This window comes from Pectobacterium atrosepticum, from assembly GCA_019056595.1.
Taxonomy (GTDB): domain Bacteria; phylum Pseudomonadota; class Gammaproteobacteria; order Enterobacterales; family Enterobacteriaceae; genus Pectobacterium; species Pectobacterium atrosepticum.
The window spans coordinates 1,888,797-1,901,995 of sequence record CP036163.1 but is presented as its reverse complement, the minus strand read 5'-3'; the positions used below and the strand labels follow the sequence as shown (position 1 = coordinate 1,901,995).

Sequence of the window (13,199 nt, the reverse complement as noted above, 5' to 3'; positions counted from 1 at the left end):
CTGAGGTGAAGGTTGTTGCTGAGAAGTAGAACCTGACAATAATACCGACTCGTGAAGAGTCGGTATTATTGCCTGAAAGGCCTTGGCCGTTCTAATTTCATCAGACTGTATGTAGGGTACAGCATGGTGATCGTCACGAAAGTGCCGCTGTGCGGCTATTATTTCCCTGACGATGATGAAATTGTGTGGCTTGTTTGCCACTTAGCATGGTCACCCTTTAAACGGCAATAGGGTGTCAAGCTGTGGCGTCATCCTAGCAGCCAGATCAGGGAAAAAATATCTGCTGGCGCACACTTTTGTACTAAAACAGATCGTATTAAAATAAAGTAGAGCGAATACAAAGTATTACTAAAACAAGGTCGTGTTAAATACGGTATTGCCCGTCATTTTCGCGCGTAATTCAGGTTTTTCCCTTTTCTGGCATTACCACTCATTTCGATTGCGCTGGCGGTAGGTGTCTTTCCGATAGGTATTACGGTGCGAGTCGTATACAGGTCGCCCGCTAAACTTGCGCCATAGCCACACGGCTGCGACAGCTAGAATCAGCCATGGCAACACTTTTATCGCCATAGTAAAAAGCCCACCAATCAGCATAAAAAGGGACGCTACAAACAGTGCTGCAATCACGCCCAGTAGTGACACGCCCGTCAACATCAGCATGATAAAAAAGCCAATAACGAAGAAAATTTCCAACATGGTGCGCTCCTGTAGCGGTTAAACCGCAGAAAAATGAGTCTGCGTGCTACATAAGCTATAACAAGAATCGTGCCAAGATGCGTCGCTGATAAGTGATTGATTTATCAGCGACGCGAGGAAGAGAAAGAAAAGAGTGTTGATGAAAAATACTAACTATTAGTGTTTTTTAAACCAGATTAACCAACGCCAGCGCACGTTCTACCACTGCAGAATCTGCTCCAGGTTTGTGGGCATTCTCGCTCAGGTAGCGTCGCCACTGACGAGCGCCGGGGATGCCCTGAAACATGCCAAGCATATGGCGCGTGATGTGGCCTAAAGAGGCATCGCCAGAGAGTTCACGCTCGATGTAGGGATACATGGATCGTACTACACCAGCCAGATCTTGCGTGGCGGCATCGATACCAAACAGTTCGCGGTCAACCTGCGCCAGAATTCCGGGGTTTTGGTAGGCTTCACGCCCCATCATCACGCCGTCGAGATGCTGCAAATGCATTTTGGCTTCTTCCAGCGTTTTGACACCGCCGTTGATAGCGATAGTCAGTGCTGGGAAATCACGCTTGAGCTGGTAAACACGCGGATAATCTAACGGTGGAATTTCCCTATTCTCTTTCGGGCTAAGGCCCGATAGCCAGGCTTTGCGCGCATGGACGATAAAGGTATCGCACTCGCCGCGTTCGGCTACGGTTTGAATAAATTCGCACAGAAATTCATAGCTGTCTTGATCGTCGATGCCGATGCGGGTTTTCACCGTAATCGGAATTGAGGTACTGTCTTTCATCGCTTTGATACAGTCAGCCACCAGCGCCGCGTCGCCCATCAAGCAGGCGCCGAAACGGCCATTTTGCACACGGTCAGACGGACAACCGACGTTTAGGTTAACTTCATCATAGCCGCGCTGTTCTGCCAGTTTGGCACACTGCGCCAGCGCTTGCGGATCGCTACCGCCGAGTTGCAGCGCCAGCGGATGTTCTTCTTCGCTGTAGGCCAGATAGTCACCTTTTCCGTGAAGAATCGCGCCAGTCGTCACCATTTCTGTATACAACAGCGTCTGGCTAGTCAGCTGGCGAAGGAAGTAACGGCAATGACGATCGGTCCAGTCGAGCATCGGCGCGATGGAAAAGCGGTTAAGGCTAGAGGCGCGAGAGTCGGCGGATATTGTGTTGTTTTTATCTGATTTTACGTCGGTCATGGTTTGTCAGTCATCGTTTCGTGTGTTTCTGGCGGTGTTGTCTGAGGTTATCTTTGCTGGCGTCCGACTATAGCACAGGGAACATGCGCCCCGCATGCGCGATAATCGGAGTTCAATAAATATGAATTATGACGCTATTGGCTACCTATTACGTGTATTGGCTTAGCTGTGTTCGAACACGATTAAATTTGACTGTCGGTAATAAGAACTGAGCGGCATACAGAGATACAATCAGGTAGATATGAGCAGACCTACCAGCAAAGGCTGATAGGTCGTGCAGATATTTATATTAGTTAATGAGAGAAGGTCAGTTTACAGAGCCACGAATCTGTTCAATTCTATTAATTTATGAAAATATCACATCTAACTTCCAGTTTTCCTTACATAATTCAACTAAGTTTAGTTGTCGTCTTTCCAGAACCGACGGTATCCATTCAGACTCATTTAACACTTGAGTTGTTAAAATGTATGATGACACACCACTGCTTCCCACAAAGTACGCTTGTTTTTTACGTGAGAAATCAAAATTTGATGCTTGGGAATTTCGTCTTTGTGTTAAGGGGACAAGATTAGCTAAACGGTGCGTCCATATTTCTCGTTGCTCCTCATCAGGCCAATTAGCTTGCCATTCGCTCCCGTCCTCCACAGTCTGTGGGAGTACATGTTCAATAGTCAAAATAGAGTGATCATATTTTGCAGCTTTATCCGTCAAAAATGAGTCAACGCGTAAAATAATATAATTACGTCTTCGAGCTGTCAGGTAATAAATGTTTCCATCAATTTCTTTAATAAAATCATTTGCTTCCTGAATAGACAAGTTTACTGATTCAATACTGGGGCGTGAAGATGTCTCTAACTCAGTAAGTACTTTTGCATACCGATCAATACGCTCATTAATATTAGCTGAACAAATATGTAATTTTGCAGCTAACCTCTCTAAACGGAACATGAAATCCAAAAAAGCAGAACTATTAGAACCAAATTTAGCTAAGAACTGGATGGCAACTGGTTGCCAATCTGAATTATCTATTCGATTAAGCCAATACAAAATCTGATTAACATTTTCTGCATTCGTAGATGCAACATAGTTGCTATCTCGTACTATCAAGTAAGCATCTGCATAAGGTGAAATTACCTTATCGATCAAAATTTCAGGATCATTTATTTTTGATTGAACATGCTCTTTGAACTCCTCTAATAATACTCGTTTTGCTTTAGTTTTAGCATATATCATTCGAATGTAGGTAAGAAGATCATTTAGCCCACTTCGTCCGGTATTGACTTCAATTTCTTCCCATTTGTCATTGAATATATCGCGTTTTGACTCAATAATTTTACCGATTGCATCAGCCTTTATCAGATCGGACGGTAGTAAATCCATGCCTCGATTATTCAGTACCGAAAATACCCTGAATGCAGACTGCTGACTTGGTGATGTCACTGCCACCAAAAAACAGCGTGTCATCAAAAAAACACCAAAATTGATTAAGGTTTCTGTATTAGAAAATGTCTGCTGTAATTTCTTTTGTAGCAATAAAGCATTCAGTTGAATATTAACTTGCGATTCATTCTCTAATTGGGCAGTGTCAATATTTGCAAGATTTTCAAATTCGAGTGCCTGAACTGTTGTTGCAAAAAACGTCCTATCACGCTGACGCAGCGCTAAACGAGGTTTAGCTGGAATGCCTTGTAGACGTTTGCCCGGCTCTTGAATATAAGAAAAACATTCATCTTTAGCCTCTTTATCGTCAATTAATGAAGTAAGTGCTGCGATTAAAATCGTCAGTGTCGTCAAACGCTGTTGACCATCAATGACTTGGGAATGAGGTTTGTTCTCTTGCTTGATGAGTACAATGCTACCAAGAAAGTAACTTTCTTCTTTTTCGTAGTGATAAAAATCGTTCAAATCATCAAACAACTCGCCAGCCTCTTCGGGTGTCCAAGCATACGGTCGTTGATAAGGTGGTATTTCATAGTCAAAATCTGAACTGAATATTTTAGATAGGGAATATTCAGCACCTGTAATATTTTTTGACATCCTATAATCCTTTATCGATATGGTTTTTTTGACTTTATGAGTACTAAGTAATGTATATTGATCCGGCCAAATCTTTACCATCTTGTTAAAGTATAAGGCAATTTAAAAGTGAAGAATCTGTATTTATGTCATGGATAATTATTTAATAAAAATACCAGTAAATTACGCTCCTAGCACTAAGTATTTTGTCAGATTAAGTATGAGATTAGTAAAAATATCATCAGCCAAACTCTGATTTAATAAATATGTTAATAAATTTATTGATGCTCCATTATTTGGTGTCAGAGACTTGTCCATCACCAATTTCTATCAGGCGAAGATCACCAGAAACGTTTTCAGTCATATCAATCGAGAAAAGGGTGAACTGATATTCTGTGCTATTTCAACAACAAGATCAGGAACAATGTCGTCAGAAGAATACACGTTATTTCTAAATAAAAATAGCGTCTTTCACTGGTTTTTATAATATCTTCAACCTTCCTTAGGCTAATTTCTTCCTCAATGTTTCCACGAAATTTTTTAATAGAGGATATTATTTCTTGGATCTCTTCAGCATTTGTAGCGATAGAGACTCTGGATGTGGTTAGCGATTTAACATAGTCTTTAACGAAATAAGCAGGCCATTTTAGCTGGTTAATAATCTGCTCGAAGCCATCACCTTCTTTTAGGAAAAGTGTGTCCGGCGTGTATTTCTCACATGATTTATACCATCCCGTAATATGATGGTTTGAGAGGTAGTCTTCTAAGGATACGAGCATGTTACGGCCATTTTGATCCACCGCATTGCTCAAACTCTTATACTCATCCGATTTGAGCATCCTGCCTCGCCAAATGACAGGTGCGTTCAGTTCAAAGCCTTTTGAAAATTTGTCTTTTCCATTGGATGCATGTTGTGTGGATAACAATAGACACGATAAGCCACTTTCTTTCGCAGAATGATATTCCGCCTCAAAAATCTCATCCGCTTTTGAACTATCGAAGTAATCACTGGGGTAAATTATATTCATGTAAATGATCTCAAAAGAAAAAGGATGACATTGAAATTTAAAATAACGTATCACATATCTTATTCTGCTGGTGGTCAACAGCGCTTTTCATTTGAAGACGTCCTCTGGATAAATCAATGCAGCTCAACTTCCCAGTCTTCATAAGGGGGTTCAACGGTGAAACTGGGGTCGCAGTATTGTCGTAAATAGTCTGTAGCTCGTTTTTCGGCATATTTGGCGTTCAGTACGTTGCCATCTTCATCCAGCTCTAACACATTGGCGTAGATCGCGAAGACCTGTTCAAACGCGCTGGGCTCTTCACCGTACAGTGAAAGGTAATCAATGCCTTCGAGCGTATTTTGGGTACCGCTAGCCATGAAATAGGCGAAGGTTCTTAATGCGCTGCTAAAACTGTGGCTTAATTTCATGGTAATTTGCTTCCGTTATTGACTACGTTGCGCATCCTCAACGAGATTGATGAATAAACGCGGTAGCACGCTGATTTATCACGAAGGAAATACTTTAGCGGTTTAAGGGTATGAGATACAGCCGGTATCAGGAACGAAAAAACAAAGGGAGCAAACTGTTGGCTTGCTCCCTTGATAAGGTCGATGAGAACGCTTATGCGGCTGCGCGGTTTACCATCTGTGTCAGCACCTTGCGCCACGTTTCTACCTGACCGAGGTAGTTTGCCGCTGGGATTTGCTGGAAGTTCCCGTTGGCATCTTCTAGCGCAAACGTGGGGAAGCCTTGTCCGCGCACTTTCGCCAGTAATTCTCGGCTGGCGTTGATATGCTTGGACAGCGCTTCTGCCTGAATAAAGGCGAATTCCGTGCAGAAGGCGTCGCCATCCAGACCGATTTCTTCCGCACACTGACGCAGCACGGCGGCATCGACGATTTTAAGTCCGGAAACGTAGTGCGCCCGCTCAATCTGGTGCAACATCTCCATGCCTTTGTCATCCATCGCTTCCGCAGCGAGCACGGCAGCCGTCGGCGGCGCGGAATCCAGTACAACGCTAGTGTCGCGCAGCAGCCCTTCGTAATAATCTTCCCCGAAAGTTTGCCCGGTCAATTGCGCTATACGGCGATCGTGCGGGATCACATAATCGTGCCACTCTGGGGTGATGGTTCGGCTATTGCTGCCCGTCATCATACCGCCGCCGTGGAGGATCAGTTCCAACCCGTCGATTTCCTGCGCCGCTAGCGCGAGTGGGGCGGCGCCGTAGCACCAGCCGCACAAGGGATCGTAAATGTAATGCAGTCTTACTGTGGCCACTTCATTTCACCTTTCAGGACCTGGGCACTCAGTTCAAGGCCAGATTCTTCCTTCAGTGTCGGATAATGTTTCTTCATTGCGGCGATCAGCTCGGCAGAATCTTTACTTTTCGCCAGCTCTTTTTCCACCGTATCCAGATATTGCAGCGTGAACGTCACGTTCTTCAAGGTGTAATCCGTTGGCGCGATGAAATGGCCCGGTACGACGGTGGTCGGCTTCAGCGCTTCAATAGATTTCAGCGTTTCACGCCAGTGAACGCGAGATTCTGGCGTTTGGGTATCAGCAAGCCAGACGTGGATGTTCGCAGACACGGGAATACCGCCGACAACGGCTTTCAGCGACGGGATCCAGACGAAAGTCCGATCCGGCGTTGGCCCTTTCAACCCTTTCACTTCCAGTTTTTTGCCGTCAACGGTAAAGCTATCGCCTGCCAGTAGTTGAGGAACGACGATTTCTTTCGGCGCGTTTTCTTTCAGAACGGGGCCCCAGTGTGCCACTTTGCCGTCTTTGCTCGCATTGATGGCGTCGATGGTTGCTTGGGTCGCAACAATTTTAGCGTCTGGGAATGCGGCTTTGATCACGTCCAGACCGAAGTAGTAGTCAGGGTCGGAGTGGCTGATATAGACGGTGGTCAGTTTTTTGCCGGTGGCTTTGATGCGATCAACCAGCGTTTGGGCATCGTTACGCTGGAACTGGGCATCGATCAGGGCGACTTCTTTATCGCCGCTGATAATTTCAGAGGAAACGGGGAATACACTGGCTTCACCTGGATTAAACACATCGATTTTTAACTCAGCGGCGTTAGCAACAGACGCCAGGCCCAGCGATGCAGCGAGTAAAGATACGGTAAAAGCGATAGATTTAGACATGGTGATACTCCACGGGTATGACAGAAAGTGGCTTCATGTTATGTTGCATTAATCGTACGAAAAACCGCAAAAATGGCAATTGTTTGTTGCATAAAACGGACTAATTTATGGATCGCATTACGGCTGCTGAAGTGTTTGTGACTATTATAGACCGCGGTAGCATGATTGCGGCGGCAGAGACGCTAGACATGTCTCGGGCGATGGTGACACGCTATCTAGCGGAAATGGAGGCATGGGCAGGGGCGCGATTATTACATCGCACCACGCGCAAGCTGAGTCTGACGGATGCGGGTGAAAAAACGCTGGTGCGCTGCCGGGAGATGCTGGCGCTGACGGCGGACATGCGCGTCGAGGCCAATACCGATGATGCCACGCTAAGCGGCTTGTTGCGTCTCAGTTGCTCGCAGTCGCTGGCGCAGGGGGCTCTCGGTATAGCGATAACCGCTTTCCTACGACGCCATCCTCGGGTCGCTATCGATCTGCAAATGAATAATCGATCGGTGAATCTGGTCGAGGAACGTATCGATCTGGCGCTGCGCATTACCAACGAGTTGGATCCCAATCTGATCGCTCGACCGCTGGCAAACTGTGAGTCAGTATTGTGTGCTTCCCCCTCTTATCTGAATGAGCACGGTATTCCACGACAGCTGACTGACCTCTCTATCCATAACTGCCTGACCTACACCTATTTTGGCAAAAGCCTGTGGCATTTTTCCCGTGGTGATGAAAAATTTACGATACCGGTAAGCGGAAACCTCAGTGGCAATGAATCGCTGGTGCTGCTGTCGGGCGCGTTGGAAGGCGCAGGGATTGCGCTGCAACCGCGCTATTCTGTGACGTCTTATCTCGCCAGTGGGCAGTTGGTGGCGCTGTTACCGGAATATCGTCCACAGATGATGGGGATTTATGGCATCTACACGTCACGCCGTCAGATGCCAACCGCGCTGCGTACTCTGTTGGATTTTCTGGTGGAATGGTTTGCTCACGATCCGCGCTGGCGGGGGTTAACACAGTGATAAGTGAGCAAATCAAGATCGGATCGTCACTGCTGCAAAACCTGTTCTAGACGCGAAGGCACGCCTGCGGCGTACTGTTTAAGTTGATCAATGACAGTATCGACCAGTGACGAAGCCGGGCGGTGCAGAGGACGAATCAGGCTGACGGTAAAAGGCACATCAATACTAAAAGGCCGCACGACCACGCCAGACACCGCGTAATCCAACGCAGTGAGTGGATTGACGATCGAAAGCCCAATACCCGCCCGTACCATTGCACACACCGACGCTGCGCTGTGGGTTTCCAGCACCATCCGGCGCGACACGCCCTGTTCCTGAAACAGCGTGTCTAGCAACTGGCGATAGCTGTCGGCGCTCGACAGGCTAATAAAAGGTTCATTGGCAAAATCCTGCGGCGTAAGCACGGATTTTTGCGCCAGCGGATGCCCGACAGGCAGCACGCAGACTTCATTTAACAGCATCAATGTTTGTCGTTCTGTACCGGCTGGCGTGAGGCTATTTTCCGTTAAGCCTAGATCGTGACGCTGCGCGGACAGCCACTCTTCCAGCAGTGGCGAATCCTGCGGAATAATGTGCAGATTAAGCAGTGGGTAGCGCACTAGCAGCGGCTTGCAGGCATCAGGCAGTAGCGACTGTGAGAACACGGGCAGACAGGCGATAGAAAGCTGAGCCTGCTGAAAACGGCGAATATCGCTGGCGGCGTTGATGATCCGATCTAATCCATAATAAGAACGCTGCACTTCTTCAAACAGCTGTAACCCCTGTGCTGTCGGGTAAAGCCTGCCGCGCAGCCGCTCGAACAGCGTCATCTGAATCAGTTTCTCAAAGCGCGCCAGCTCGCGGCTAACGGTCGGCTGCGACGTGTTCAGCAACGCGGCTGCTTCCGTCAAATTACCCGTGGTCATGACCGCATGGAAAATCTCGATGTGTCGTAAGGATATTGCTGCCATATCGCCTCCTCGATTCATTGAGATAAACCATATCAGAAATGAATAAAGTCTGCCTAAAACGATATTTGTTTACCTTTAAGGTTATTTTTATAGTGATGTTCAATCACGCTTAACCCTGTAAATCGGTAATTATTTATGCCTCATGATCTGAATGACGTAACACACGCTCTCAACGCGCAAAGTTTGCGTGAACTGCCTGTCCGTTTTGGCTGCCCGGTGTGGGCCTATGACGCCCAGACTATCGTTAATCGCATCACCCAACTGCGCCAATTCGATACGATTCGCTTCGCACAGAAGGCGTGTTCCAACACGCACATTTTGCGCCTGATGCATGAGCAAGGTGTGAAAGTCGATTCGGTATCGCTGGGGGAAATTGAACGGGCTCTGATCGCAGGATTTGTGCCGGGCACCGATGCTCACGAGATCGTCTTTACTGCCGATCTGCTGGATCGCCCGACGCTGCAACGTGTTTCCGAATTGAACATTCCGGTGAACGCCGGTTCGGTCGATATGCTGGAACAGCTTGGGCAGCAGTCGCCGGGGCATCCGGTGTGGCTGCGCGTGAATCCGGGTTTTGGTCATGGTCATAGCCAGAAAACTAACACCGGTGGCGAGAACAGTAAGCACGGTATTTGGTACGGCGATTTGCCGCTGGCGTTGGCGCACATTCAGCGCTATCAGCTGAAGCTGGTGGGAATTCACATGCATATTGGCTCTGGCGTCGATTACGGCCATCTGGAGCAGGTGTGCGAGGCGATGGTGCAGCAGGTCGTTGAGCTGGGTCAGGATATCGAGGCGATTTCAGCGGGCGGCGGGCTGTCGATTCCGTATCGTCACGGTGAAGAAGCGATTGATACTGAACACTATTACGGGCTGTGGAACGCGGCGCGTGAGAAAATTGCTGCGCATCTCGGTCATCCCATTACGCTGGAAATTGAGCCAGGGCGTTTCCTGGTCGCTGAATCTGGCGTGCTGGTAGCGGAAGTTCGAGCGATAAAATCCATGGGCAGCCGCCACTTTGTACTGGTTGATGCTGGGTTTAACGATTTGATGCGTCCGGCGATGTACGGCAGCTATCACCATGTTTCTCTGTTGTCGGGCGATGGCCGCGATATCAGCCAGTCCACGTTGCGCGACAGTGTGATTGCGGGGCCGCTGTGTGAATCCGGCGATGTGTTTACCCAGCAGGCGGGCGGTGGCGTGGAAACTTTCTCGTTGCCGGATGCGCAAGTTGGCGACTATCTGGTCTTCCATGACACCGGTGCGTACGGTGCATCTATGTCCTCTAACTACAACAGCCGTCCGTTGCTGCCAGAGGTACTGTTTGAAAATGGCGAACCGCGCTTGATCCGCCGTCGCCAAACGCTGGAAGAGCTGCTGGCGCTGGAAGCGCTTTAATCGACATGGTTCGACTGTGTCGGGGGAAAGGCGTCCTGCTTTTCCCCTGAACGTGGTGCATGACGCAGATTATTCCCTTGTCGGTTGAACCTGATGCGCCAGCCGAACGTCATCCCTGCGGCGGACAGCAGAATCGCAACCGCTCCGGCAAGCTGCATCCCATCCAGTTTATGTCCAAAGGCTGCCCAGTCGACCAGCGCCGCAATGACGGGATAGATAAACGACAGTGCGCCAACCAGCGCGGTCGGGATCTTCTGGATCGCGCTGTATAACAGTGTCGACATCAGGCCGGTATGGATCACGCCGATAGCCACGAGAATTCCCCATTGCGACACTGTCGGAGAGGTGGAAATAGCGGCAAAGGGGGCAAGAACAACAACGCCAACGAGTAGCTGTATCAGCACAAGCACGTGCGGCGGGATCCCTGAGAGCTTTTTCGTAATGGCGGCTGCTACGGCATAAAAAAATGCCGCACCCAGTGCCATCAGTACGCCAGACAGATAGTCTTTGTCATCGCTGTCAGCCCCTGTTTGAGCGCTGACGATCAGGACGATGCCGCCAAAGGCGCACAGTAGCCAGCAGGTTTTGTTGAGGGTCAGTGTTTCCCTGAAAAAGATCGCGCCAAGTCCCACCAGCATAAAGGGCTGCGTGTGATAAACCACGGTGGCGACGGCAATAGACGCCTGTGAGTAAGCGCCAAACAGCAACGTCCAGTTGAGTACCAGCGCCAGGCCGCCGAGTACGGCAATGCCGGTCTGCTTCCTGTTAATGATGCCTCGCCGCAATAAGCCCAATAGCCCGCATACCACCAGCATCGTCAATGCGCCGAACGCGCAGCGCCAGAAAACCACTGTCATCGCGGGTTGCCCTGCCGTCAGGACGAACCAGCCAACCGTACCGGAAATGATCATCGCGATAGCCATTTCTATCGTGCCGCGAGTCTGTGGTGTCATCTTTTTCCTGCCTGTCAGTGTGAAAAAATCAGTGCGAGAGTGCTGTTATATCGAACGAAATTTTTTATAATGAACAATAGAGTGAAATAATGAACACGAATCGATTGTTCGTCAAGTCGAACAATCGGCCGTTATGGTGAACGATATGATGATTGATAATCAGGAAAATAGCGCACAAGAGGGTATGCAGGTCGCTACGCCTATCGCACGGCTGGCTGTCTCTATCCGGCGTGAGCGTGAGCGGTTAAACCTGTCAGTAACCGAGCTGGCAAAGCGTGCGGGGCTGGCTAAATCAACCCTTTCGCAACTGGAAAGTGGAATCGGTAACCCGAGTTTGGAAACGCTCTGGGCGCTGGCGATGGCGCTCGATGTGCAGGTGAGCCAGCTGATTGGGCAACCTCGCCAGCATGTGCAGGTGATTCGGGCTAACGAGGGGGCGGCGACCTATTCAGAGCAGGCAAACTATGCCGCGACGCTGCTGGCCGCGTGTCCGGCTGGCGTGCAGCGTGATATTTATCGGCTTAAAGTGCAGCCGGGCGAGGTCAGACTCTCCCAGCCGCACAAACCGGGAACGATAGAGCATGTGATTCTGGGCCACGGTCGCGCCAGAATCGGGCCTGTTGCACAGCCCATTGAACTCAGCGCGGGGGATTACATCAGCTATTCCGCTGATGTGCCGCACCTGTTTGACGCGCTGGAGGCGGACACGACAGCGGTAATGTTGATTGAACACGGCTGATAACACGGAGAAGGCGATCGGTTTTACCGCGAGTTTTGCTGTCCGTAATACGGCCCTTTCTGTACCGATTCGCGCAGCTTAAGTTCGCCGGTAAAAGGTTGCAGCGGTTTGACGTCTTTGCCTGCAATCAGATCCAGCACTTGCGTAATCGCGGTAGCGGCCATTTCTTCAATCGGCATATAGACGGTGGAAAGTGAAGGGTGCAGGTAGGTCGCGCAGGGTTCATCGTCAAAGCCGAAGACGGAGACATCCTGCGGCAATCTTTTCCCCGCTTCGTATAGCGCTTTCATCGCGCCAATCGCCATATCATCGTTGCTGACGAACAGCGCGCTAAAGCTGATGCCGTTATCCAGCAACTGGCGTGCGGCCTGATAGCCACTGGCGACCATGCTGGTTCCGTGCGCCACCCGGCGCGGGTCAACGTCGATCTGGTGGTCGATTAATGCCTGCTGATAGCCCGCGAGGCGTGCTCGTGCCGTCGGCGTTTGCATCGGTGCGGTAATGCAGGCGATTTCGCGATGGCCTTGTTCGATCAGGTAATTCACCACGTCAAACGCGGCCTGCTGCTGGCGGAAGAAAATACAGCGTTCCCGCGCCTGCGGCAGATCGCGATTCATCACCATGATTGGAATGGTCTGCGTGTTGAGCAATGTCATGAGATCCGCTTCGGACATATAGCGGGTGTAGAGAATAATGGCGTCACACTGTCTGTCAGACAGAAGTTGCACCGCGCGCATTTCGTCTTCGGGCGTATCGTGCCCGTCGGTGACGATCAGGTGCTTCCCGCTGCTTTCCGTTATCTCTGCGGCACGACGTAGCAGGCGGCCAAAATAGGGGCCGTCAAAATTGGAGATAACGAGACCGATGCTGTTTGAGGTACGGCGAGCCAGCGAACGCGCCAGAAAATTAGGGCGGTAGCCGAGCTCATCCATTGCCTGAAATACTGCATCGCGCGTTGCCTGTTTGACCTGGCCGATGCCGTTTAGCACTCTGGACACGGTCGCTTTGGACACGCCTGCGCGTTTCGCCACTTCAAGCATGGTTTTCATGGCTGCACCTTAATTGAGTATGATGACGGGCTGAAAAA

At 49.4% G+C, this 13,199-nt stretch carries 12 protein-coding genes and 1 pseudogene; 3 read left to right on the top strand and 10 right to left on the bottom strand.

The features are described 5' to 3' along the window. Positions 1 to 423 precede the first annotated feature (423 nt). The 7 genes and pseudogenes from pspG to DCX48_09230 form a co-directional block, all read right to left on the bottom strand. Positions 424 to 696 carry an envelope stress response protein PspG gene (gene pspG / locus DCX48_09260; GenBank protein QXE14669.1) on the bottom strand — a complete coding sequence of 91 codons (273 nt, stop codon included), beginning with the start codon at positions 694 to 696 and terminating at the stop codon, positions 424 to 426. Positions 697 to 862: 166 nt separating this feature from the next. Then, positions 863 to 1,885, bottom strand: coding sequence for a tRNA dihydrouridine(20/20a) synthase DusA (gene dusA, locus DCX48_09255; GenBank protein ID QXE14668.1), 1,023 nt, complete (start codon positions 1,883 to 1,885; stop codon positions 863 to 865). 346 nt (positions 1,886 to 2,231) lie between these two features. Further along, positions 2,232 to 3,923, bottom strand: coding sequence for a DUF262 domain-containing protein (locus tag DCX48_09250; protein QXE14667.1), 1,692 nt, complete (start codon positions 3,921 to 3,923; stop codon positions 2,232 to 2,234). Between the two features lie 271 nt (positions 3,924 to 4,194). Beyond that, a pseudogene (locus DCX48_09245) lies at positions 4,195 to 4,930 on the bottom strand (hypothetical protein). Positions 4,931 to 5,043: 113 nt separating this feature from the next. Next, positions 5,044 to 5,337, bottom strand: coding sequence for a hypothetical protein (locus DCX48_09240; protein ID QXE14666.1), 294 nt, complete (start codon positions 5,335 to 5,337; stop codon positions 5,044 to 5,046). Between the two features lie 193 nt (positions 5,338 to 5,530). Then, a complete protein-coding gene (locus DCX48_09235) occupies positions 5,531 to 6,187 on the bottom strand; it encodes a DsbA family protein (GenBank protein ID QXE14665.1) in 657 nt (218 codons plus the stop codon). Beyond that, positions 6,175 to 7,056: an MBL fold metallo-hydrolase gene (locus DCX48_09230; protein QXE14664.1), complete on the bottom strand. Its 882-nt coding sequence runs from the start codon at positions 7,054 to 7,056 to the stop codon at positions 6,175 to 6,177. Before DCX48_09230 ends, DCX48_09235 begins: the two co-directional genes overlap by 13 nt. 107 nt (positions 7,057 to 7,163) lie before the next feature. On the opposite strand from DCX48_09230, the gene DCX48_09225 reads away from it, so the two are divergent. After that, positions 7,164 to 8,072, top strand: coding sequence for a LysR family transcriptional regulator (locus tag DCX48_09225; GenBank protein QXE14663.1), 909 nt, complete (start codon positions 7,164 to 7,166; stop codon positions 8,070 to 8,072). Positions 8,073 to 8,098: 26 nt separating this feature from the next. Here DCX48_09225 and DCX48_09220 read toward each other — a convergent pair whose 3' ends face one another. Then, a complete protein-coding gene (locus DCX48_09220; GenBank protein QXE14662.1) occupies positions 8,099 to 9,022 on the bottom strand; it encodes a LysR family transcriptional regulator in 924 nt (307 codons plus the stop codon). Between the two features lie 135 nt (positions 9,023 to 9,157). On the opposite strand from DCX48_09220, the gene DCX48_09215 reads away from it, so the two are divergent. Next, on the top strand, positions 9,158 to 10,420 hold the full coding sequence (locus DCX48_09215) for a diaminopimelate decarboxylase (protein QXE14661.1): 1,263 nt from the start codon (positions 9,158 to 9,160) through the stop codon (positions 10,418 to 10,420). On the opposite strand, the gene DCX48_09210 is transcribed toward DCX48_09215, so the two are convergent. Continuing rightward, a complete protein-coding gene (locus tag DCX48_09210; protein QXE14660.1) occupies positions 10,417 to 11,373 on the bottom strand; it encodes an EamA/RhaT family transporter in 957 nt (318 codons plus the stop codon). The genes DCX48_09215 and DCX48_09210 overlap by 4 nt on opposite strands. A 184-nt stretch (positions 11,374 to 11,557) precedes the next feature. Here DCX48_09210 and DCX48_09205 point away from each other — a divergent pair, with 184 nt between their 5' ends. Next, positions 11,558 to 12,112, top strand: a complete 555-nt coding sequence (locus DCX48_09205) for an XRE family transcriptional regulator (GenBank protein ID QXE17201.1) — start codon at positions 11,558 to 11,560, stop codon at positions 12,110 to 12,112. A gap of 23 nt (positions 12,113 to 12,135) precedes the next feature. On the opposite strand, the gene DCX48_09200 is transcribed toward DCX48_09205, so the two are convergent. Then, the gene (locus tag DCX48_09200; GenBank protein QXE14659.1) at positions 12,136 to 13,161 is read right to left on the bottom strand and encodes a LacI family transcriptional regulator; all 1,026 of its coding nucleotides are present in this window, start codon (positions 13,159 to 13,161) and stop codon (positions 12,136 to 12,138) included. Positions 13,162 to 13,199 lie beyond the last annotated feature (38 nt).

Bases quoted from the DNA above. Each gene is read 5' to 3' on its own strand.
- DCX48_09205 (QXE17201.1), top strand. From the start codon at position 11,558: ATGCAGGTCGCTACGCCTATCGCACGGCTGGCTGTCTCTATCCGGCGT.
- DCX48_09220 (QXE14662.1), bottom strand. From the start codon at position 9,022: ATGGCAGCAATATCCTTACGACACATCGAGATTTTCCATGCGGTCATG.
- DCX48_09215 (QXE14661.1), top strand. From the start codon at position 9,158: ATGCCTCATGATCTGAATGACGTAACACACGCTCTCAACGCGCAAAGT.
- DCX48_09210 (QXE14660.1), bottom strand. From the start codon at position 11,373: ATGACACCACAGACTCGCGGCACGATAGAAATGGCTATCGCGATGATC.
- DCX48_09250 (QXE14667.1), bottom strand. From the start codon at position 3,923: ATGTCAAAAAATATTACAGGTGCTGAATATTCCCTATCTAAAATATTC.
- dusA (QXE14668.1), bottom strand. From the start codon at position 1,885: ATGACCGACGTAAAATCAGATAAAAACAACACAATATCCGCCGACTCT.
- DCX48_09230 (QXE14664.1), bottom strand. From the start codon at position 7,056: ATGTCTAAATCTATCGCTTTTACCGTATCTTTACTCGCTGCATCGCTG.
- pspG (QXE14669.1), bottom strand. From the start codon at position 696: ATGTTGGAAATTTTCTTCGTTATTGGCTTTTTTATCATGCTGATGTTG.
- DCX48_09240 (QXE14666.1), bottom strand. From the start codon at position 5,337: ATGAAATTAAGCCACAGTTTTAGCAGCGCATTAAGAACCTTCGCCTAT.
- DCX48_09200 (QXE14659.1), bottom strand. From the start codon at position 13,161: ATGAAAACCATGCTTGAAGTGGCGAAACGCGCAGGCGTGTCCAAAGCG.
- DCX48_09225 (QXE14663.1), top strand. From the start codon at position 7,164: ATGGATCGCATTACGGCTGCTGAAGTGTTTGTGACTATTATAGACCGC.